The 21,242-nt window shown below is 67.6% G+C and carries 15 protein-coding genes; 13 read left to right on the top strand and 2 right to left on the bottom strand.

Features of this window, described 5'->3' with window-relative positions:
• Positions 1-60: 60 nt before the first annotated feature.
• The 4 genes from hrcA (at position 61) to dnaJ (ending at position 5,032) form a co-directional block, all read left to right on the top strand.
• Positions 61-1,125, top strand: coding sequence for a heat-inducible transcriptional repressor HrcA (gene hrcA / locus SNE34_RS11950; protein ID WP_332617519.1), 1,065 nt, complete (start codon positions 61-63; stop codon positions 1,123-1,125).
• Positions 1,126-1,255: 130 nt separating this feature from the next.
• Positions 1,256-1,762, top strand: a complete 507-nt coding sequence (gene grpE / locus SNE34_RS11945; protein ID WP_425604536.1) for a nucleotide exchange factor GrpE — start codon at positions 1,256-1,258, stop codon at positions 1,760-1,762.
• Positions 1,763-1,853: 91 nt separating this feature from the next.
• Positions 1,854-3,776, top strand: a complete 1,923-nt coding sequence (dnaK, locus tag SNE34_RS11940; protein ID WP_332617515.1) for a molecular chaperone DnaK — start codon at positions 1,854-1,856, stop codon at positions 3,774-3,776.
• Positions 3,777-3,901: 125 nt separating this feature from the next.
• The gene (gene dnaJ, locus SNE34_RS11935) at positions 3,902-5,032 is read left to right on the top strand and encodes a molecular chaperone DnaJ (protein ID WP_332617513.1); all 1,131 of its coding nucleotides are present in this window, start codon (positions 3,902-3,904) and stop codon (positions 5,030-5,032) included.
• A 24-nt stretch (positions 5,033-5,056) separates the two neighbouring features.
• On the opposite strand, the gene SNE34_RS11930 is transcribed toward dnaJ, so the two are convergent.
• Positions 5,057-6,568 (bottom strand): tyrosinase family protein, encoded by a 1,512-nt coding sequence (locus SNE34_RS11930; protein ID WP_332617511.1) that lies wholly within the window; start codon positions 6,566-6,568, stop codon positions 5,057-5,059.
• A gap of 108 nt (positions 6,569-6,676) precedes the next feature.
• Positions 6,677-8,161: a tyrosinase family protein gene (locus tag SNE34_RS11925; RefSeq protein ID WP_332617509.1), complete on the bottom strand. Its 1,485-nt coding sequence runs from the start codon at positions 8,159-8,161 to the stop codon at positions 6,677-6,679.
• A gap of 334 nt (positions 8,162-8,495) precedes the next feature.
• Between SNE34_RS11925 and dapB the strand changes: the two genes are divergently transcribed.
• The 9 genes from dapB (at position 8,496) to SNE34_RS11880 (ending at position 21,238) form a co-directional block, all read left to right on the top strand.
• Positions 8,496-9,218 (top strand): 4-hydroxy-tetrahydrodipicolinate reductase, encoded by a 723-nt coding sequence (gene dapB, locus SNE34_RS11920; protein ID WP_332617506.1) that lies wholly within the window; start codon positions 8,496-8,498, stop codon positions 9,216-9,218.
• Between the two features lie 198 nt (positions 9,219-9,416).
• On the top strand, positions 9,417-10,556 hold the full coding sequence (gene carA / locus SNE34_RS11915) for a glutamine-hydrolyzing carbamoyl-phosphate synthase small subunit (RefSeq protein WP_332617504.1): 1,140 nt from the start codon (positions 9,417-9,419) through the stop codon (positions 10,554-10,556).
• Position 10,557: 1 nt separating this feature from the next.
• Entirely contained in the window at positions 10,558-13,806 is a 3,249-nt protein-coding gene (carB, locus tag SNE34_RS11910; protein WP_332617501.1) for a carbamoyl-phosphate synthase large subunit, read from the top strand.
• A 221-nt stretch (positions 13,807-14,027) separates the two neighbouring features.
• Positions 14,028-14,492 (top strand): transcription elongation factor GreA, encoded by a 465-nt coding sequence (greA, locus tag SNE34_RS11905; RefSeq protein WP_332617799.1) that lies wholly within the window; start codon positions 14,028-14,030, stop codon positions 14,490-14,492.
• An 18-nt stretch (positions 14,493-14,510) separates the two neighbouring features.
• On the top strand, positions 14,511-15,452 hold the full coding sequence (locus tag SNE34_RS11900) for a phosphoglycerate mutase (RefSeq protein ID WP_425604535.1): 942 nt from the start codon (positions 14,511-14,513) through the stop codon (positions 15,450-15,452).
• A complete protein-coding gene (gene recJ / locus SNE34_RS11895) occupies positions 15,449-17,164 on the top strand; it encodes a single-stranded-DNA-specific exonuclease RecJ (RefSeq protein ID WP_332617798.1) in 1,716 nt (571 codons plus the stop codon). The genes SNE34_RS11900 and recJ overlap by 4 nt, the downstream gene beginning before the upstream one ends.
• Positions 17,165-17,235: 71 nt before the next feature.
• Positions 17,236-18,361, top strand: a protein-coding gene (prfB, locus tag SNE34_RS11890; RefSeq protein ID WP_332617497.1) for a peptide chain release factor 2 whose coding sequence is annotated in 2 segments (ribosomal slippage) — positions 17,236-17,310 and positions 17,312-18,361 — 1,125 coding nt in all. Because the reading frame shifts where the segments join, the coding sequence is not laid out codon by codon here.
• A 112-nt stretch (positions 18,362-18,473) separates the two neighbouring features.
• Positions 18,474-19,994: a lysine--tRNA ligase gene (gene lysS, locus SNE34_RS11885; protein WP_332617496.1), complete on the top strand. Its 1,521-nt coding sequence runs from the start codon at positions 18,474-18,476 to the stop codon at positions 19,992-19,994.
• A 185-nt stretch (positions 19,995-20,179) separates the two neighbouring features.
• Positions 20,180-21,238 (top strand): two-component system response regulator, encoded by a 1,059-nt coding sequence (locus SNE34_RS11880; RefSeq protein ID WP_332617493.1) that lies wholly within the window; start codon positions 20,180-20,182, stop codon positions 21,236-21,238.
• Positions 21,239-21,242 lie beyond the last annotated feature (4 nt).

Genomic DNA, 21,242 nt, shown 5'->3' with positions numbered 1-21,242 from the left:
GCCACAGACCGTGGGTCGCCGGCTTGCGCCATCGGCCGCGCCGGCTTATACCCGCAGTCGATGAGTCGCAAATCCACCGACCGCAGTTCCGCGTCGCTCGACCCGCGCGCGCGCCAATTGTTGCGCACGCTGATCGCCCGTTACATACGCAACGGCGAGCCCGTGGGTTCGCAGACGCTGGCCCGCCATTCGGGGCTGGACGTCAGTCCGGCGACGATCCGCAACATCCTCGCCGACCTGGAGGACGTGGGCCTGCTCAGCGCGCCGCATGCCTCGGCCGGGCGCATCCCGACCGCCCAGGGGTATCGACTGTTCGTGGATTCGCTGCTGCAGGTGCGGCCATTGCCGGACGCCGAACTGGCGCGACTGCGCGGCGAGCTGCCGGCCGGGTCGGGGACCCAGGCCCTGCTGGGCAGCGCCTCGGAGCTGCTGTCGGCCATGACCCATTTCGTCGGCGTGGTCAGCGTGCCCAAGCGCGAGCAGTTCGCGTTCCGCCGGGTCGATTTCGTCGCGATCGACGCCCAGCGCGTGCTGGCGATCCTGGTATTCGCCGACAACGAGGTCCAGAACCGGATCATCCAGACCCGGCGCGCTTACGAGCCTGGCGAACTGGAGCGCATCGCCAACTACCTCAACCACCATTTCGCCGGCCGCTCGCTGGCCGACATCCGCGCATTGCTGCTGCAGGAACTGCGCTCGGCGCGGTCGGAAATGGAGTCGCTGCTGGCGCAGTCGGTCGAACTGGCCGAGCAGGTCCTGGTGCCCGGCCACGACGACATGGTGCTGGCCGGGCAGACCCGGCTGATGGGCCTGCAGGAGCTGTCCGACGTGGATCGCCTGCGCGAGCTGTTCGAGGCGTTCGCCCGCAAGCGAGAGATCCTGCAACTGCTCGAACGCACCGTGCAGGCGCCGGGGGTACGCATATTCATCGGCGAGGAGACCGGCCTGGCCCCGCTGGAAGGGGTGTCGCTGGTGACGGCTCCGTACCTCGCGGGCGGCGCTGCCGGCGGCAAGGTGCTGGGCGTGCTGGGCGTGATCGGCCCGACCCGGATGGCGTACGAGCGGGTTATCCCGATCGTCCAGGCCGCCGCCGATGCGCTGGGCGACGCCTTCCGCGCCGACTAGGCAAGGCGCTCCGGCGCTTGAATTCCCCGGCGCTGTCCCCATTGCTGGTCCGTCGCGGGCATCACGCCCGTGCGCTTGAAACGTGCGCCAGCACTGCGTAGGGAACCAGCCGAGCATGACCACAGAACCCATGAAGGACGCGGCCGAGCAGGCTGCCATCGACAACGAGAACGAGGTGTCCCCGCTTGCCGCCGAGTTCGAGGCCATCCAGGCCGAACTGGCGCAGCTGCGCGAGGACACCCTGCGCGAGCGCGCCGACCTGCAGAACCAGCGCAAGCGGCTGGAGCGCGAGCGCGACATGGCGCGCAAGTTCGCCAACGAGCGCCTGCTGGGCGACCTGTTGCCGGTGATCGACAGCCTCGAAGCGGGCCTCAATGCCGCCGGCAACGACACCAGCGCCTTGCGCGAGGGCATCGAGTTGACACTGAAGCAGTTGCTCAAGGTCACCGGTGACAACGGCCTGGTCGCGGTCGATCCGGTCGGCGAGCCGTTCAACCCCGAGCACCACCAGGCGATGAGCACCGTCGAGAACGCCGAGCATCCCCCCGGGCACGTCGTGCAGGTCTACCAAAAGGGCTGGCTGCTGAACGAACGCCTGTTGCGGCCGGCGCTGGTGGTGGTGGCCAAGCACGACTGAGTTCTTGAACTGCCGGGCACCGACCCCAGATAGCGTTCATCGGCGGCACAGACCGCCCCAAATATCCAAAGATTCGAGAGGGAGCAACACCATGGGCAAGATCATCGGTATCGACCTGGGCACGACCAATTCCTGCGTCGCGGTCATGGAAGGCGGCAAGGCCAGGGTCATCGAGAACGCCGAGGGCGACCGCACCACGCCGTCCATCGTCGCGTACACCAAGGACGGCGAGATTCTGGTCGGCGCCTCGGCCAAGCGCCAGGCGGTCACCAACCCGAAGAACACCTTCTATGCGGTGAAGCGCCTCATCGGCCGCAAGTTCACCGACGCCGAAGTGCAGAAGGACATCGGTCTGGTCCCGTACGGCATCGTCGCGCACGAGAACGGCGATGCCTGGGTCGCGACCGCCGACGGCAAGAAGATGGCGCCGCAGCAGATCTCCGCCGAAGTGCTGAGCAAGATGAAGAAGACCGCCGAGGCCTACCTGGGCGAGACGGTCACCGAGGCGGTTATCACCGTGCCGGCCTACTTCAACGACAGCCAGCGCCAGGCGACCAAGGACGCCGGCAAGATCGCCGGCCTCGACGTCAAGCGCATCATCAACGAGCCGACCGCGGCCGCGCTGGCCTACGGCATGGACAAGAAGGGCGGCGACCGCAAGGTGGCCGTGTACGACCTCGGTGGCGGCACCTTCGACGTGTCGATCATCGAGATCGCCTCGGTCGACGGCGAGATGCAGGTCGAGGTGCTCGCCACCAATGGCGACACCTTCCTCGGTGGCGAGGACTTCGACAAGCGTGTCATCGATTACTTGGTCGACGAGTTCAACAAGGACCAGGGCATCGACCTGCGCAAGGACCATCTGGCCCTGCAGCGCCTGAAGGACGCTGCCGAGCGCGCCAAGATCGAACTGTCGACCGCGCAGCAGACCGAGGTCAACCTGCCGTACGTCACCGCCGACGCGTCCGGTCCGAAGCACCTCAACATCAAGCTGACCCGGGCCAAGCTCGAGTCGCTGGTCGAGGACCTGGTCAAGAACACCATCGGCCCGTGCCGCACTGCGCTCAACGACGCCGGCGTGCGCGCCAGTGACATCGCCGAGGTGATCCTGGTCGGCGGCCAGACCCGCATGCCGAAGGTGCAGCAGGCGGTGACCGAGTTCTTCGGCAAGGAGCCGCGCAAGGACGTCAACCCCGATGAAGCGGTCGCGGTCGGTGCGGCGATCCAGGGCGGCGTGCTGGCCGGCGATGTCAAGGACGTGCTGCTGCTCGACGTGACCCCGCTGAGCCTCGGCATCGAGACCCTGGGCGGCGTGTTCACCAAGATCATCGAGAAGAACACCACGGTGCCGACCAAGGCCAGCCAGACCTTCTCGACTGCCGAGGACAACCAGTCCGCGGTCACCGTGCACGTGCTGCAGGGCGAGCGCGAGCAGGCCCGCTACAACAAGTCGCTGGCCCGCTTCGACCTGTCCGGCATCGAGCCGGCGCCGCGCGGCATGCCGCAGGTGGAGGTGTCGTTCGACATCGACGCCAACGGCATCGTCCATGTGACCGCCAAGGACAAGAAGACCGGCAAGGAGCAGAAGGTCGAGATCAAGGCCGGCTCGGGCCTGTCGGAGGAAGAGATCCAGAAGATGGTCGCCGACGCCGAGGCCAACCGCGAGGAAGACCAGAAGTTCCATGACCTGGTGCAGGCGCGCAATCAGGCTGACGGCCTGATCCACATGACCCGCAGCACGATCAAGGAGCACGGCGAGAAGTTGCCGGGCGACGCGATCGGCACGGCCGAGGCGGCGATTGCCGAACTCGAGACCGCGATGAAGGGCGACGAGAAGTCGCAGATCGAGGCCAAGAGCAAGGCGCTGGAAGAGGCCGCGCAGGCGTTGATGGCGTCGGTGCAGGCCGGCCAGCAGCCGGGTCCGGAGGGTGCCGCGGATGCCGGCGCCGGCCAGGCCGCCGACGACGTGGTCGATGCCGAGTTCACCGAGGTCAAGGACGACGAGAAGAAGTAACCGATCGGTCCCTCTCCCCGGAGGGGGACGTTTTTGAGGGTCCGGGATCGTCACGCGGTTTCGGACCTTCGTCGTATCACCAGTCCCCGACCCGGCCACCGGTGGGGCAGGGGAAGCCGTAGAAGATGAGCAAGCGCGACTATTACGAAGTCCTGGGCGTGGCCCGCGACGCCAACGCCGACGATCTCAAGAAGGCGTATCGCCGCTGCGCGATGAAGCACCACCCGGACCGCAACCCCGGCGACCATGCCGCCGAGGCGTCGTTCAAGGAGTGCAAGGAAGCCTACGAGGTGCTGGCTGACGCCAACCGCCGGCGGATGTACGACCAGCACGGCCACGCCGCGTTCGAGCATGGCATGGGCGGTGGCGCGGGCGGGCCGGGCGGTTACGCCGACATGGGCGACATCTTCGGCGACATCTTCGGCAATATTTTCGGTGGTGCCGGCGGCGGTCGTGGCCCGCGTCGCGGCGCCGATGTCGGTTACGTGATGGAACTGTCGTTGGAGGAAGCCGTCCGCGGGATCGAGCGGACGATCGAGATTCCTACCCTCGACGAGTGCGAAAGCTGCGACGGCAGCGGATCGGCCGATGGCAAGGTCGAAACCTGCTCGACCTGCAACGGGCGCGGCCAGGTGCGTTTCCAGCGCGGCATCTTCTCGATGCAGCAGGGCTGCCCGCATTGCGGTGGCCGTGGCCAGACCATCACCAACCCGTGTGGCGACTGCCGCGGCCAAGGCCGGACCGAGGAGGTCAAGACCCTGTCGGTGAAGATCCCGGCCGGCGTCGACAACGGCGACCGGATCCGCCTCGCCGGCGAGGGCGAAGCCGGCCCGGGCGGCACGCCGCCGGGCGACCTGTACGTCGACATCCGCGTGCGCGAGCACGAGATCTTCCAGCGCGACGGCGACGACCTGCATTGCGACGTGCCGATCCGCCTCGGCCAGGCGGCCCTGGGCGACACCATCCGCGTACCGACCCTGGGCGGCGACCTCGAACTGCGCATCCCGGCCGAGACCCAGACCGGCAAGGTATTCCGCCTGCGCGACAAGGGCGTGCAGTCAGTCCGCAGCCGTCGCCCCGGCGATCTCTACTGCAAGGTCGTGGTCGAGACCCCGGTCAATCTGACCGCCGAACAGCGCGACCTGCTGGCCAAGCTGGAAGCGACCTTCGTCGGCGAGAACGCGCGGCAGCATTCGCCGCGGTCCTCGACGTTCCTCGACGGGGTCAAGGGCTTCTGGGACCGGATGACGTCCTGACCGCGGTCGCCCCCGGGGCCCGGCCTACTGGCGCGCGAGTTCGATGGTCGCGACCAGCGGCTTCGCTCCCGTTGTCGGCCGCCCGCCTGGCATCAGCGTGACCCGCAGCGCATCGCGTGCGTTGCGGTTCCCGCGGCGGGCGATGTCACGCAGGATTCCGGTCACGTCGAAGCTGTAGAAGTTCTCGCCGAGCGCTTCGTCCATCTTCCGGGTGCCGTGGTCGTGGAATTCGGCATCGAAGAAGTTGATCGTCCCGACATGGGCGTTGCGGCCCGGCGGTTGCCCGCCGTTTCCGGGTGTCAGGTAGACGTGGTACAGCACTTCGGGCTGGATCCAGGTATGCAGGTCCTTGAGGATCAGGTAGGTCCGCTGGCCATCGGCCGCGGCGACGTTCCCGTCCGCCAGGCCGAGCACCTGTGTCGGAGCGACTCCCGCGACCGGGCGCAACGTGGTGTGGCTGGGCTCGCTGCCCAGTTCGACCGGACTGGCGCGCGCGACGAGCTGCGCGTTGCTGCGTGATTTTCCAGTCGCCGTCGCGGAGGTCCGCCCGGTTCCGCTGGGGGCCGGTGCTGGTGGCGGGATGAAGTCGTCGTAGGTGTAGCCCAGCGCTTCTGTGTCGAAGAACTCCCAACCCCGGTTGACCTCGCGCCAGGTGCCGGCATTGGCGAAGGTGAATTGCTGTCGCGACCACCAGTTGTCGCGGGGATTGATCCCACCGTTCTTGTTCCAGCTCGCCCAGATCCGGTCGATGTTGGCGTGGTGTACCCAGAACAGCGGATCACGTGCCGCGAACGACACCCGGCCCATGTTCTGCGCGGTGCCGACGAGCACGTGGATGTTGCCGTGTACGCCGGAGTCCAGCGCACGGCAGAAGCCCTGCTCGACGCCATTGGTCATGTAGTCGGCCTTGGCCATCGGCACGCTGATATCCATCGCGTCGCCGGGTTGGCCCGCGTGGATCGGCTGGCCGCTGTTGGCCTCTTCGTTGCGGTCGGGCCGGTACAACGATCCGAACACCGGGTCGTCCGGCAGTCGGAAAGCTTCGGGCAATACCCCGCGCAGGGCCGGGTCGCTCGAGGTGTAGTTCCAGTACGGCAGGGCGAAGTCGGGGCGTCCGCTGACTTCGCGCACGATGCCCTCGAAGAAGTACACGAACATGCGGTGCCAGGGCAGGAAGAAGTTGGCGTTCTGCCCGCCGTGCGGCTGGCAGGTGTTCCACACCTCGTCGGCCAACGCGCTGCGCCGATTGGTGTCCGGCGAGCCCCAGAGCCGGATGATCTCGTCCTCCTTGGTGGTGTTGCCGTCGACGAAGTGGGTGTACCACTGCCACTGCCAGCTGTGCGGGTGGCGGGGCTGCGTCGACTTCATCGCCGCGACTGCGGCGGCCAGGACTCCAAGCATCTCGAGACCGGCGGGACTGCTCGCGTCGTGGCGGACCACCAGCGATGTTTGAGCGCGGGAGAGACGAGGGGCGGCCAATGCCAGCGGGGCAAGGGCGGCCCCCTGCAGGAAGTTCCGGCGGGACAAGGTGAACATGATTTTCCTCCATCGTGGAACAAGGTCCCGGCGCCGGATCGATCGGGTTGGCGTCGGGAAGTTCGCTGGCCGGTGCGGATGCCGGCCACGCGTTTGTTTCGGTGCCTGCTACTGGCGGACCAGTTCGATGCTGGCGACCAGTGGGCGTGCGTCCGCCCGCGGTCGGCCGCCCGGCACGAACGCGACCGACAGCGCATTGCGGGCCCCGCGGTGGCGGCGACCGGCGATCCGCAGCAGGACGTCGGTGACATCGAAACTGAAGAAGTTCTCGCCGAGCGCCTCGTCGAGCCGGCCGCCGCCGTGGTCGTGGAATTCCGCGTCGAAGAAGTTGATGCTGCCGACGAAGCTGTCCGGCCCTGGCGCGCCGTCACGCGGGGTCAGGTAGACGTGGTAGAGCACCTCGGGCTGGTCCCAGGCGTGCAGGTCTTTCAGGATCAGATAGGCGCGCCTGGATCGGCCGCCGCCTGTGGCGAGGCCCAGCACCTCGGTTTGCGAAGTGCCCGCAACCGGTCGTAGCGCGGTCCGGGTGGCCCGGCTGCCCAGATCCGCCGGTCGGGCGCGGGCCACGAGTTCCGGCGTGCCGGTCGAAGTCGTCACCTGCCGACCGAGGCTGGCCGCCAAGGCCGATGGGGGTGCGGGAATGAAGTCGTCGTAGGTGTAGCCCAGCGACTCGATGTCGTAATAGGCCCTGAGCTCGGTGGAGACGCGCTGTCCCTGCGTATCGGCGAACACGAACTGTCGCCGTGCCCAGGTCGGGGTGGCGGGATTGACCCCGCCGTTGCGGTTCCAGCTCGCCCACATGCGGTCGATGTTGGCGTGGTGCACCCAGAACAGCGGGTCGCGTGCCGCGTAGGGGACCTTGCCCATGTTGTAGCGGTTGCCGACCAGCACGTGGATCTTGCCGTGGATGCCCGAGTCGATCGCGCGGCAGAAGCCCTGCACGCCGCCGGCCGAGCTGTAACTGGCCTTGGCCATCGCCGAACTGATGTCCATCGCGTCGCCGGCCTGGTTCTGGTGGATGGGCTGGCCGCGGTTGGCCAGCCGGGTGCGGTCCGGACGGTAGAGGATTCCGTAGACCGGGTCGTTCGGCAGCCGGAATGCCACGGGCACCACGCCGCGCAGAGCGGGGTCGTCCGAGGTGTAGTTCCAGTAAGGCAGGGTGAAGTCCGGGCGGCCGCTGACTTCGCGGATGATGTTCTCGAAGAACAACACGTACATCCGGTGCCAAGGCAGGAAATGGTTTGCGTTCTGGCCCGCATGCGACTGGCAGGTGTTCCACATTTCCCCGGCCAGGGCGCTGTGGGGGCTCGGCGTGGATCCGAAGATGCGGCTGATCTCGGCCGCCTTCGTGGTGGAGCCGTTGACGAAATGGGTGTAGTGCTGCCAGACCCAGCTGAGCGGGTCGCCATCGCTGCGCTGGTGCATCGCGGTCACCGCGTCGGCGTAGATCCGGAGCATCTCCAGGCCAGCGGCGCTGCTGGCGTCGTGGCGGACCAGCAAGGTTTCCTGCGCATGCACGTAGCGTGTCGTCCACAGTGCCAATGGAGCCGCGGCAAGCGCCTGGATGAACGCTCGGCGAGAGACGGTGATCATTGCGGTGTCCTCTGTGGTCGGCGCGGCGCCGGGGTCGCCGTGCCGCATCCAGTTGGGGGTGGAGTCACAGGGTCCTTGAACCCTTTTCTCTGTGTAACGCCTGAGGTCGGGAAGACCGGCCGGCGAATTTCCCGGTGCTACCATTCGGCGCTCAACGCCCCGTTTAGCCGCGATCGGGGCGGGCGGATCCGTCGCGATGCCGTGGCATGTCTTATGCGACCGCGTGTCTCGCGGGCGTGAGTTTCAAACGCACCATTCACCCCCGGTTGTGCGGTTCGCCTGTTGACCCGCCCGATGCCGCGCTCCCGCTCCGGCCCATGACGAGTTCCGCCCGATGTCCGAACTGCAACGTCCCGTCCGCGTACTGATCCATGGCGCCACCGGCCGCATGGGCCAGGCCCTGTTGCGGTTGGCCAGCAAGGGCGCGGACGGCGAATCGGTGGTGGTCGCTGCCGTGTCGCGCACTCCCGGGCAGCGGGTGGTGGACGGCGTTCCGCAATTCGCCGCACGCGAGTTGAACGGCGTGCCGGAGTTCGACGTGGCGATCGATTTCAGTCTTCCGCAGGCGTTCGACGCGATCCTTGCGTCGTGCGTGGCGCGCGGCGCGGCGCTGGTATCGGGTACGACAGGTCTTGAGCCCCGGCAACTGGAGGCATTGCAGGAGGCGTCGGCGCGGATTCCGGTGTTGTCGGCCGCCAATTTCAGCCTGGGCGTGGCCGTGCTGGGCGATCTGGTCGAGCGCGCCGCGGCGGCGCTACGCGAATGGGACTGCGACATCATCGAGTCCCACCACGTGCACAAGAAGGACATGCCGTCCGGCACCGCCCTCGCACTGGGCGAGTCCGCCGGGCAGGGTGGGGCGAATCCTCGTTACGTCGCCCTGCGTGCTGGCGACATCGTCGGCGAGCACGCGGTGCAGTTCACCGGGCTGGGCGAACGGATCGAGTTGATCCACCGGGCCGGCAACCGCGACATCTTCGCCCGCGGGGCGCTGCATGCCGCGGCGCGGCTCGCCGGCCGCGAGCCCGGTCGTTACCAGCTGCGCGACGTGCTGTAGACCGCCTGTCCGGCGGGCTGGCCCGCTGGAACGTGAATGCAAGTCTGGCGCTCGGCCGACTTCATCGCTAGAATTCCCGTTCGCCTGAACTCCATTTCGGACCGGTCCCGCACCGTGTCCGCGCTTTGCTGCAACCTGCATTCCGGTTTGCGCTGCGCCTGGTGGAGTCAGGATTCCCTGGCAATCAAGGCGATCCCCGTGAACCAACCCGCAATCCTTGCGCTCGAAGACGGCACCATCTTCGAGGGCATTTCCGTAGGCGCGCCCGGCCTTTCCGTCGGCGAAGTGGTGTTCAACACCGCGATGACCGGTTACCAGGAAATCCTGACCGACCCGTCCTACGCGCGCCAGCTGGTCACCCTGACCTATCCGCACGTCGGCAACACCGGTTGCACCGACAACGATGATGAATCCACCCAGGCCTGGGTCGCCGGCCTGATCGTGCGCAACGTGCCGCGTCGGCCGAGCAACTGGCGCAGCGAAATCCCGCTGCCGGAGTGGCTGGCCAAGCGCGGCGTGGTCGCCATCGCCGACATCGATACCCGCAAGTTGACCCGGCTGCTGCGCGAGACCGGTGCCCAGTCCGGCGCGATCATGGCCGGCGAGGGCCTCGATGCCGACAAGGCGCTCGAAGCGGCGCGCAAGTTCGCCGGCCTCAAGGACATGGACCTGGCGAAGGAAGTCTGCATCCGCGAGCCGCTGCAGTGGACCGACGGCCAGTTCAACCTCGACAGCGGCGAATTCGTCCGCGCCGAGGCGGTCCACCATGTTGTCGCCTACGACTTCGGGGTCAAGCACAACATCCTGCGGATGCTCGCCGAGCGCGGATGCAAGGTCACCCTGGTGCCGGCGCAGACCACCGCGGCCGAAGTGTTCGCGCTGAAGCCGGACGGCGTGTTCCTGTCGAACGGCCCGGGCGACCCGGCGCCGTGCGATTACGCGATCGCGGCGATCCGCGAGTTCGTCGACAGGAAGATCCCGACCTACGGCATCTGCCTCGGTCACCAGTTGCTCGGCCTCGCGGTCGGGGCAAAGACCCTCAAGATGAAGTACGGCCACCACGGCGCCAACCATCCGGTGCAGGACCTCGACACCGGCCGCGTCATGATCACCAGCCAGAACCACGGCTTCGCGGTCGACGAGGCGACGTTGCCGGCCAACGTCCGGGTGACCCACCGCTCGCTGTTCGACGGTTCCAACCAGGGCATCGCGCTGACCGACGCGCCGGCCTTCAGCTTCCAGGGGCACCCCGAGGCGAGTCCCGGTCCGCACGACGTGGCGCCGCTGTTCGACAGGTTCATTGCGTCCATGCAAGACAACAAGAAAGAGGCGCACTGACATGCCCAAGCGCACCGACATCAAGACCGTCCTGATTATCGGCGCCGGCCCGATCGTGATCGGCCAGGCCTGCGAGTTCGACTACTCCGGCGCACAGGCCTGCAAGGCCCTGCGCGACGAGGGCTACCGGGTGGTGCTGGTCAACAGCAACCCGGCCACGATCATGACCGACCCGGACATGGCCGACGCGGTCTACATCGAGCCGATCAACTGGCAGACGGTCGAGAAGATCATCGCCAAGGAAAAGCCCGACGCGCTGCTGCCGACGATGGGCGGCCAGACCGCGCTCAACTGCGCGCTGGACCTGGCCGACCACGGCGTGCTGGAGAAGTACGACGTCGAGTTGATTGGCGCCTCGCGCGATGCCATCCGGATGGCCGAAGACCGCGAACTGTTCCGCGTGGCGATGGCCGAGATCGGCCTGGAATGCCCGAAGGCGGCGGTCGCCAAGACCTTCGAGCAGGCGGTGGAGATCCAGACCACCGTCGGCTACCCGACCATCATCCGTCCGAGCTTCACCCTCGGCGGCAGTGGCGGCGGCATCGCCTACAACAAGGAGGAGTTCGAGGAGATCGTCAAGCGCGGCCTCGAGCTGTCGCCGACCAACGAGGTGCTGATCGAAGAATCGGTGCTGGGCTGGAAGGAGTTCGAGATGGAGGTGGTCCGCGACACCGCGGACAACTGCATCATCGTCTGCTCGATCGAGAACTTCGACGCGATGGGCGTGCACACCGGCGACTCGATCACCGTCGCCCCGGCGCAGACCCTGACCGACAAGGAATACCAGCGCCTGCGCGACGCGAGCATCGCGGTGCTGCGCAAGATCGGCGTCGACACCGGCGGTTCCAACGTGCAGTTCGGCATCAACGCGCACGACGGCCGGGTGGTGGTGATCGAGATGAACCCGCGGGTGTCGCGTTCCTCGGCGCTGGCGTCGAAGGCGACCGGTTTCCCGATCGCCAAGATCGCGGCCAAGCTCGCGGTCGGCTACACCCTCGACGAGTTGCGCAACGAGATCACCGGCGGCGCGACTCCGGCGTCGTTCGAGCCGTCGATCGATTACGTCGTCACCAAGATTCCGCGCTTCGCGTTCGAGAAGTTCCCGGCCGCGGACTCGCGCCTGACCACCCAGATGAAGTCGGTCGGCGAGGTGATGGCGATGGGCCGCACCTTTCAGGAGTCGCTGCAGAAGGCCTTGCGCGGGCTGGAAACCGGCAAGGTCGGGCTCGACCCGACCGGCTTGGACCTGGCCAGCGAGGATGACCGCACCAAGCTGCGGCGCGAGGTCAAGGAGCCGGGTCCGGAGCGCATCTTCTACATCGGCGATGCCTTCCGCGCCGGCATGAGCGTGGAGGACGTGCACGCGTTGTCGTTCGTCGATCCGTGGTTCCTCGACCAGATCGAGGAGATCGTCGCCACCGAGAAGCATATCGCCGACGCCGGCCTGTCCGCGCTCGACGCGCGGCGCATGCGCGAACTCAAGCGCATGGGCTTTTCCGACGCGCGCATCGCCCAGTTGACCGGCACCGATGAGCACGCCGTGCGCACCCTGCGCCGCGCGTTCGGCGTGCGCCCGGTCTACAAGCGCGTCGACTCCTGCGCGGCCGAGTTCGCCACCACCACCGCCTACATGTACTCAACCTACGAGGACGAGTGCGAAGCCGACCCGAGCGACCGCGACAAGATCATCGTGCTCGGCGGCGGCCCGAACCGGATCGGGCAGGGCATCGAGTTCGACTACTGCTGCGTGCACGCCGCGCTCGCCCTGCGCGAGGACGGCTTCGAGACCATCATGGTCAACTGCAACCCGGAGACCGTGTCGACCGATTACGACACCTCCGACCGCCTGTACTTCGAGCCGCTGACGCTTGAGGACGTGCTGGAGATCTGCGACCTCGAGAAGCCCAAGGGCGTGATCGTCCAGTACGGCGGCCAGACCCCGCTGAAGCTGGCGCAGGACCTCGAAGCCGCCGGCGTGCCGATCATCGGCACCAGTCCCGACAGCATCGACCTGGCCGAGGACCGCGAGCGCTTCCAGCAACTGGTCGAGAGCCTCGGCCTGAAACAGCCGCCGAACCGGATCGCCCGCAACGCCGACGAGTCGATCGCGCTCGCCCGCGAGGTCGGCTACCCGCTGGTGGTGCGTCCCAGCTACGTGCTCGGCGGCCGTGCGATGGAAGTGGTGCACTCCGACGCCGACCTGGCGCGCTACATCCGCGATGCGGTGCGGGTGTCGGAGAAGTCGCCGGTGCTGCTCGACCGCTTCCTCGACAACGCGGTCGAGGTCGACATCGACGTGATCGCCGACAAGGACGGCAACGTGCTGATCGGCGGCGTGATGGAGCACATCGAGGAGGCCGGCGTGCATTCGGGCGACTCCTCCTGCTCGCTGCCGCCGTACTCGCTGTCGGCCGACACCCAGGCGCGCCTGCGCGAGCAGGTCGTGGCGCTGGCCAAGGCGCTCGACGTGGTCGGCCTGATGAACACCCAGTTCGCGATCCAGACCAATGAGGCCGGCGAGGACACCATCTACCTGCTGGAAGTGAATCCGCGCGCCTCGCGCACGGTGCCGTTCGTGTCCAAGGCCACCGGCATGCCACTGGCCAAGATCGCGGCACGCTGCATGGCCGGCAAGACCTTGGCCGAGCAGGGCGCGACGAAGGAGATCATCCCGGACTACTACTCGGTCAAGGAAGCGATCTTCCCGTTCGCCAAGTTCCAGGGCGTCGACCCGATCCTCGGGCCCGAGATGCGCTCGACCGGCGAGGTCATGGGCGTCGGCCGCAGCTTCGGCGCGGCGATGGCGCGGGCGCAGGAAGCCGGCGGCATCAAGACCGTGCCCGACAATGGCAAGGTGTTCGTCTCGGTGCGCGACCCGGACAAGCAGCGCGTGGTGTCGGTCGCACAGGACCTCGTGAGCCGCGGCTACACGCTGGTCGCGACCCACGGCACCGCCGCGTTCCTGCGCGAACAGGGACTGGAGTGCGAGGCGATCAACAAGGTCACCGAGGGTCGCCCTCACATCGTCGACCTGATCAAGAACGGCGAGATTGCCTACATCATCAACACCACCGAGGGCCGGCAGGCGATTTCCGACTCGTTCTCGATCCGCCGCGAGGCACTGCAGCAGCGGGTCACGTACTCGACCACCGTCGCTGGTGCGCGGGCGCTGGTGCAGTCGCTGGAGTTCCACGGCACCGGCCCGGTCTGGTCGCTGCAGGAGTTGCACGCCGAAATCGGCGCCGCGTAGCGAGCGGGGCAGCGCCGCTTTTTGTAGGAGCGGCTTCAGCCGCGATCGGGAACCGGACGAGCGACCGACTCCCGGATCGCGGCTGAAGCCGCTCCTACAGGAGCCCCGCCAAGCCGGTTGATTATCCCGCTGCTCCGGTCACAATCGGGGCAAGCATCACCATTCCCAGAACCACCGCCGGCCCAACGCCGGCACCCCAGGATTCCACCATGCAAGCACCCATCACCAGCAAGGGCGCGCAGCGACTGCGCGCCGAGCTCGATGAGCTCAAGTCGACCAAGCGCCCGGCCGTGATCCACGCGATCGCCGAGGCCCGCGCCCATGGCGACCTCAAGGAAAACGCCGAATACCACGCCGCCCGCGAGCAGCAAAGCTTCATCGAAGGCCGGATCAAGCTGCTCGAGGCCGAGTTGTCGCACGCGCAGGTGATCGACATCTCCTCGCTCAACGCCGGCTCGCGCATCGTCTTCGGCGCCACCGTCGACCTGGCCGACACCGACACCGACGAAGAGCGCACCTACCAGATCGTCGGCGACCTCGAGGCCGACATCAAACAGGGCCTGATCGCGATCTCCTCGCCGGTCGCGCGTGCGCTGATCGGCAAGCACGAGGGCGACAGCGTCAGCATCGATGCTCCCGGCGGAACCCGCGAATACGACATCGTCGCCGTTCGCTACGTCGGCTGAAGCGTCGTGGGCACAGCGATGTTGCTGCTGCCGCCGCGTGCCCGTTTCGGCGGGCAGCGCCTGTCGTCATCCACCGCGCAATGGCTGGGCCGGGCCGACCGGGATGACGTCACCGGCGATCCGCTGGCGCGGGCGTTCGACATCCTGCCGCGCGGCTGGCCGGTGGCCGCGGTCACCCGCCAGCGCGATACGGGTGACGCCGCCGGCAGTGCCTGGCTGCGCGCCGATCCGGTGTTCATCCAACCCGACATCAACGGAGCCCGCCTGCTGGCGCATGGCGATGCCCTGTCACTGACCGCCCGCGATGCGGCAGCGTTGCTGCCGGCGCTCAAACCGTTGTTCGGCGATGCCGGGTTTCCGATCGATGCCCCGGTGCCGAGCCGCTGGTATCTGCGACTGCCCGAAGGCGCTCGCCTGCCGGCGATGGCCGACCCGGGGCACGCGCTGGGCGCCGACCTGTTCGACCACTTGCCCGAGGGCGACGACGGGCGTCGCTGGCGAACGTTGCTCAGCGAAGCGCAGATCGTCCTGCACAACCATCCGCATAACGCCGAACGGGTTGCCGCGGGCTTGGCGCCGATCAATTCGCTGTGGTTCTGGGGCGCGGGCCGGATGCCCGATCATGTCCGTAGCGGGTTCAACGAAGTCGTCAGTGACGACGACGCGCTGCAGGCATTCGGCGCCGTTGCCGGAGCCCGAAGCACGTCGCTGCCGAATCGCTGGTCGTCGGCCGAGGGAAGCCGGTTGGTCGACCTGCGCCACGGTCGCGACCTCACCGCGCTCGATCGGGACTGGCTGGCACCGCTGCTGGCCGACCTGCAGGCACGCCGCCTTGATTCGGCGACGCTCGAGTTCGCCGACGGCCACCGCCTCCGGCTGCGCCGCAACCAGCGATGGCGGTTCTGGCGCCGGCCGCTGCGATCGTTCGTCGCATCGACACCAGCCGCGCCACCGGCATGACCCCGAAAGCCACCTTGCGTCGCCGCAGCCCGGTCGAATCCGGGCCATGGCCAGAACACATCCCGCCGCTGCTGCAACGCATCTACGGCGCCCGCGGTGCCGGCTCGATCGACCAGGCCCAGCCACGGCTGGCCAACCTGCTGCCACCCGACAGCTTGTTCGGACTCGATGCCGCAACCGGATTGCTGGCCGACGCCATCGCCGCCGACCGGCACATCGTCGTGGTCGGCGACTTCGACTGCGACGGTGCCACCGCCTGCGCGGTCGGCGTGCGTGGCCTGCGGATGCTCGGGGCGCGCCGGGTCTCACATGCGGTGCCCAACCGCATCGTCCACGGCTATGGCCTGTCGCCGGCACTGGTCGGAGAACTCGCCGCGCTGCAGCCGGACCTGCTGGTGACCGTCGACCACGGCATCGCCTGCAATGCTGGCATTGCCGCGGCCAAGGCGCGCGGCTGGCAGGTGCTGGTGACCGACCACCACCTGCCGGGCGAAACGCTGCCGTCGGCGGACGCGATTGTCGATCCCAACCAGCCCGGCGACCCGTTCCCGAGCAAGGTCCTGGCCGGCGTCGGGGTGATGTTCTATGTGCTGCTCGCGCTGCGCCGCCGGCTGCGCGACGCCGGCGCATTCGGTGGTAGCGGCCCAGACCTGTCGCGCCTGCTCGACCTCGTTGCGGTCGGCACGGTCGCCGACCTGGTGCCGCTGGATGCCAACAACCGGGCGCTGGTGTCGGCCGGTCTGCGGCGGCTGCGCGCGGGGCAGGGCTGCGCGGGCCTGCGTGCGCTGATCGAGGTCGCCCAGCGCGACCCGGGCCGGCTCAGCGCCAGCGACATCGGCTTCGCCATCGCCCCGCGCCTCAATGCTGCCGGGCGATTGGAAGACATGGCGCTCGGCATCGAATGCCTGCTGACCGACGATCCGGCGCAGGCGCGCGAGATCGCCGACACATTGAACCGGATCAATGTCGAACGACGCGCGGTGCAGCAGCAGATGGTCGACGAGGCCGAGGTGGCGTTCGCCAAGGTCGTCGTCGACGCTGCGACCGCGCCGGCGGCGGTCTGCCTGCACGATCCCGACTGGCATCCCGGCGTGGTCGGGCTGGTCGCCTCCAAACTGAAGGAACGGCTGCACCGGCCGGTGATCGCCTTCGCCCCGGCCGAACCGGGCAGCGACCAGTTGCGCGGCTCGGCGCGCTCGATTCCGGGCTTTCATATCCGCGATGCGCTGGCCGAGGTCGACGCTCGCCACCCCGGGCTGATCGGCAAGTTCGGCGGGCACGCGATGGCCGCCGGCCTGTCGTTGCCGGCGCAGGCATTGCACGCCTTCGAACAGGCCTTCCAGCGCTGCGCCGCCGCGCTGCTGACTGACGACCTGCTACGCGCCGAAGTCCTCAGCGACGGCGAACTGCAACACAGCGAGTTCAGCCGCCGCCATGCCGAAGCACTGCGCGACGGTGGCCCGTGGGGACAGGGCTTTCCGGAGCCGCAGTTCGACGGCGAGTTCGACGTCGCCCGTTGGCGGGTGGTCAGCGAGCGCCACCTGAAACTCGAGTTGAGCCACGCCGGCGTACGCCTGAACGCCATCCACTTCGGCGGCTGGGACGGACTGGGCCCGCCGGCGCGGGTGCGCATCGCCTACCGATTGGAGCCGGACGACTACCGGGGCGGCGACGCCATCCAGTTGGTAGTGGTGCACCGGGAACCCGCCTGACCGCTCCTACAAACGCACCTGCTAGAATTGCCGGTCAATTTTCCGCCGCAGAACCACGGACAACCACGGACATGATCGAACTGAATCCCGTCCGCCAGCGCATCGCCGACCTCAAGGGTCGGCTGGATGCGCTGAGGGGGTACCTTTGACTTCGATACCAAGGTCGAACGTCTCGAAGAAGTAAACCGGGAGCTGGAAAGCCCCGATATCTGGAACGATCCCGAACGCGCCCAGGCCTTGGGCCGCGAGCGCGCCTCGCTGGAGAAGGTGCTCAGCATCAGCACCCTGACCGAGGGTCTGGTCAGCGCCGAGGAACTGCTCGAATTGGCCGCGATGGAAGACGACGAGTCGACCGCGCAGGCCGTAGTCGACGATGTCGATGCCTGCACAACGGAAGTCGAGAAGCTCGAGTTCCAGCGCATGTTCTCCGGAAAGATGGATGCCGCCGCGGCGTTCGTCGACATCCAGGCCGGCGCCGGCGGCACCGAGGCCCAGGACTGGGCCGAGATCCTGCTGCGCATGTACCTGCGCTGGGCCGAGTCGCGCGGCTGGAAGGCCGAACTGATGGAAGTCAGCGGCGGCGACGTGGCCGGGATCAAGTCGGCGACGATGCGGGTCGAAGGCGACTTCGCCTACGGCTGGCTGAAGACCGAGACCGGCGTCCACCGGCTGGTGCGCAAGTCGCCGTTCGACTCCGACAACCGGCGCCACACCAGCTTCACCTCGGTGTTCGTGTCGCCGGAAGTCGACGACAACATCGAGATCGACATCAACCCGGCCGACCTGCGCACCGACGTGTACCGCAGCTCCGGCGCCGGTGGCCAGCACGTCAACAAGACCGAGTCGGCGGTGCGCATCACCCACATCCCGACCAACACCGTGGTCGCCTGCCAGACCGGCCGCAGCCAGCACCAGAACCGCGACAACGCGATGAAGATGCTGGCGGCCAAGCTCTATGAGCTGGAGATCCAGAAGCGCAACGCCGAGCGCGACGCGGTGGAGGCGACCAAGTCCGACATCGGCTGGGGCAGCCAGATCCGCAATTATGTGTTGGACCAGAGCCGGATCAAGGACCTGCGCACCGGGGTCGAGCGCAGCGATACGCAGAAGGTGCTGGATGGCGATCTCGACGAATTCGTCGAGGCGAGTCTGAAGTCCGGGCTGGAAGCCGGGTCCAAACGCGCCGACGCCACGTAATTCCTCCGTTGTAGGAGCGACGTAAGTCGCGACCCACTGACATCACGATTTCCTGCGCGTTCGCGACTTACGTCGCTCCTACAGCAGCCCATTTTCTTGACCCGATACGACCATGACCGACAACGCCACCCCGACGCCGCCTGACGAAAACAAGCTCATCGCCGAGCGTCGCGCCAAACTGGCGGCGTTGCGCGGGCAGGGCGTGGCGTTCCCGAACGATTTCCGCCGGACCGACTACGCCGGCGACCTGCAGACCGAGTACTCGGATGCCGAGCAGTGGACCCCCGAGGCGCTGGAGGCCAAGGGCCACCGCGTCGCCGTCGCTGGCCGCCTGCTGCTCAAGCGGGTGATGGGCAAGGCCAGCTTCGTCCAGATCCAGGACGAATCCGGTCGGCTGCAACTGTTCCTGCAGGCCACTGCGCTGGGCGACACCTACACCGCGTTCAAGGGCTGGGACGTCGGCGACATCGTCGGCGCCGAGGGCGTGTTGACGCGCACCCGCACCGGCGAGCTGTCGGTCAAGGTCGACGCCCTGCGCCTGCTGACCAAATCGCTGCGGCCGCTGCCGGACAAGTTCCATGGTTTGGCCGACGTCGAGCAGCGCTACCGCCAGCGTTACGTCGACCTGATCGTCTCCCCCGAGGCGCGCGAGGTGTTCGTCAAGCGCAGCAAGATCATCCGGGCGATGCGCGAATGGCTCGACAGCCGGCGTTTCCTCGAGGTCGAAACGCCGATGATGCATTACATCCCCGGCGGTGCGGTGGCCAAGCCGTTCGCGACCCACCACAATGCGCTCGACCTCGACCTGTATCTGCGCGTCGCCCCGGAGCTGTACCTCAAGCGACTGGTGGTCGGCGGGCTGGAGCGGGTCTACGAGATCAACCGCAACTTCCGCAACGAGGGCGTGTCGACCCGGCACAACCCCGAGTTCACCATGCTCGAGTTGTACGAGGCCTACGCGACCTACAGCGAGGTCATGGACCTGACCGAAGGCGTCATCCGCGACGTCGCCCAATTGGTTCTCGGCACCACCAAGGTGGAGTGGGATGGCCAGCCGATCGACCTCGGCCCGGCGTTCCGCCGCTGGTCGATGAGCGACGCGGTGCTGGAGCACAACCCGGGGATCAGCCGCGACGACCTCCGCGATGTCGCGGCGATGCGCGCCCACTGCGCCCGCCTCGGCGTCCCGACCAAGCCGTCGCAGGGCTGGGGCAAGCTGCTGCTGGAGATCTTCGAGAAGACCGTCGAGCACACCTTGGTGCAGCCGACCTTCATCACCGAGCATCCGGTCGAGGTCAGCCCGCTGGCCCGGGCCAACGACACCGACCCCGGCATGACCGACCGCTTCGAACTGTTCATCGGCGGCAAGGAACTGGCCAACGGCTTTTCCGAGCTCAACGATCCCGAGGACCAGGCCGCCCGCTTCAAGGCCCAGGTCGACGCCAAGGAAGGTGGCGACGACGAGGCGATGCATTTCGATGCGGACTATATCCGCGCCCTCGAGGTCGGCCTGCCCCCGACCGGTGGGCTCGGCGTCGGCATCGACCGGCTGGTGATGCTGCTGACCGGCTCATCATCGATCCGCGACGTGTTGCTGTTCCCCTACATGCGGCCCGAGCACGGCGGCGGCTGATCGAAGCCACGGCATATGCCTTGCATGGCTGTGGCTGGCGAGCGGTTGGCCAAGCGCCTCCTGTCAGATTCTTGACACTGGGGGTATGCTCGGACCGAATGCCTTGCGACACGCTCGACCGCTAGCTTCGACGCCGAACGTCGACAACCAGTCAACAGGGGAGTGACACCCATGGGCAGGCCGCTGTGAACGTCGTAATTGTCGATGACCAGACATCCGCCCGGACGATGCTGCGGCACATCATCGAGGACATTGGCCCGGAGCTGTCCGTGCACGACTTCGGCGAGCCCCGGGCCGCCCTGGGCTGGTGCGAATCGAACCTGCCGGACCTGCTGTTGCTCGACTACCGCATGCCGACGATCGACGGACTCGAGTTCGCACGTCGCTTCCGTCGCGCGCCGGCCAACCGCGATATCCCGATCGTCCTGGTGACCGTGGTCGGCGACGAGCCGATCCGCCAGGCCGCGCTCGACGCCGGGGTGATCGACTTCATGGTCAAGCCGGTCCGCCCGCGCGAGTTGCGCGCCCGGTGCCGGAACCTGCTGCAGTTGCGCCAGCAATCGGAAGGCGTCAAGCAGCGTGCGCTCTCGCTCGAGCAGCGGCTGTTGTCGAGCATGCATGAAGTGGAGGAGCGCGAACGCGAAACCCTGTCGCGACTCGCCCGCGCAATCGAATACCGCGATACCGGCACCAGCGTGTTCCTGGAGCGCATGGCCCACGTCTCGGGCCTGATCGCCGAACAGCTGGGCATGTCGGAGGACCAGGTTCGGGTGATCGAGCTGGCCGCTCCGCTGCACGACATGGGCAAAATCGCGATCCCCGACGCGGTGCTGATGAAACCCGGTCCGCTGGATGAGCCGGAAATGGCGATCATGCGCCGGCATCCGCGCATCGGCCACGAATTGCTGAGCGGCAGCCAGAACAAGTTCATCCAGGCCGGTGCCATCATTGCCCTGCGGCACCACGAGCGTTACGACGGCAGCGGTTATCCTGACGGACTCAAAGGGGAGGAGATCCCCCTGGAAGCCCGGATCATCGCGGTGGCGGATGTCTTCGATGCGCTGATTTCGGCGCGTCCCTACAAGCCCGCCTGGGACATGGAAACCGCCCTGGCGTACCTGTACGCGCAACGCGGGCGCTTGTTCGATCCGCGCTGCGTCGATGCGCTGATCCGCAACCGCGCGCGGCTGGACGAGGTGTGCAGCCGTTACGCTGCCGGAGCGATCCGACCCAGTATGGAGTAAGGCG

It is taken from the genome of Novilysobacter erysipheiresistens, assembly GCF_036663935.1.
Classification (GTDB): Bacteria; Pseudomonadota; Gammaproteobacteria; order Xanthomonadales; family Xanthomonadaceae; genus Novilysobacter; species Novilysobacter erysipheiresistens.
The sequence above is the reverse complement of the archived record's forward strand: the minus strand, read 5'-3'. Positions and strand labels throughout refer to the sequence as shown.

Bases quoted from the DNA above. Each gene is read 5' to 3' on its own strand.
- hrcA (WP_332617519.1), top strand. From the start codon at position 61: ATGAGTCGCAAATCCACCGACCGCAGTTCCGCGTCGCTCGACCCGCGC.
- grpE (WP_425604536.1), top strand. From the start codon at position 1,256: ATGAAGGACGCGGCCGAGCAGGCTGCCATCGACAACGAGAACGAGGTG.
- dnaK (WP_332617515.1), top strand. From the start codon at position 1,854: ATGGGCAAGATCATCGGTATCGACCTGGGCACGACCAATTCCTGCGTC.
- dnaJ (WP_332617513.1), top strand. From the start codon at position 3,902: ATGAGCAAGCGCGACTATTACGAAGTCCTGGGCGTGGCCCGCGACGCC.
- SNE34_RS11930 (WP_332617511.1), bottom strand. From the start codon at position 6,568: ATGTTCACCTTGTCCCGCCGGAACTTCCTGCAGGGGGCCGCCCTTGCC.
- SNE34_RS11925 (WP_332617509.1), bottom strand. From the start codon at position 8,161: ATGATCACCGTCTCTCGCCGAGCGTTCATCCAGGCGCTTGCCGCGGCT.
- dapB (WP_332617506.1), top strand. From the start codon at position 8,496: ATGTCCGAACTGCAACGTCCCGTCCGCGTACTGATCCATGGCGCCACC.
- carB (WP_332617501.1), top strand. From the start codon at position 10,558: ATGCCCAAGCGCACCGACATCAAGACCGTCCTGATTATCGGCGCCGGC.
- SNE34_RS11900 (WP_425604535.1), top strand. From the start codon at position 14,511: ATGTTGCTGCTGCCGCCGCGTGCCCGTTTCGGCGGGCAGCGCCTGTCG.
- recJ (WP_332617798.1), top strand. From the start codon at position 15,449: ATGACCCCGAAAGCCACCTTGCGTCGCCGCAGCCCGGTCGAATCCGGG.
- lysS (WP_332617496.1), top strand. From the start codon at position 18,474: ATGACCGACAACGCCACCCCGACGCCGCCTGACGAAAACAAGCTCATC.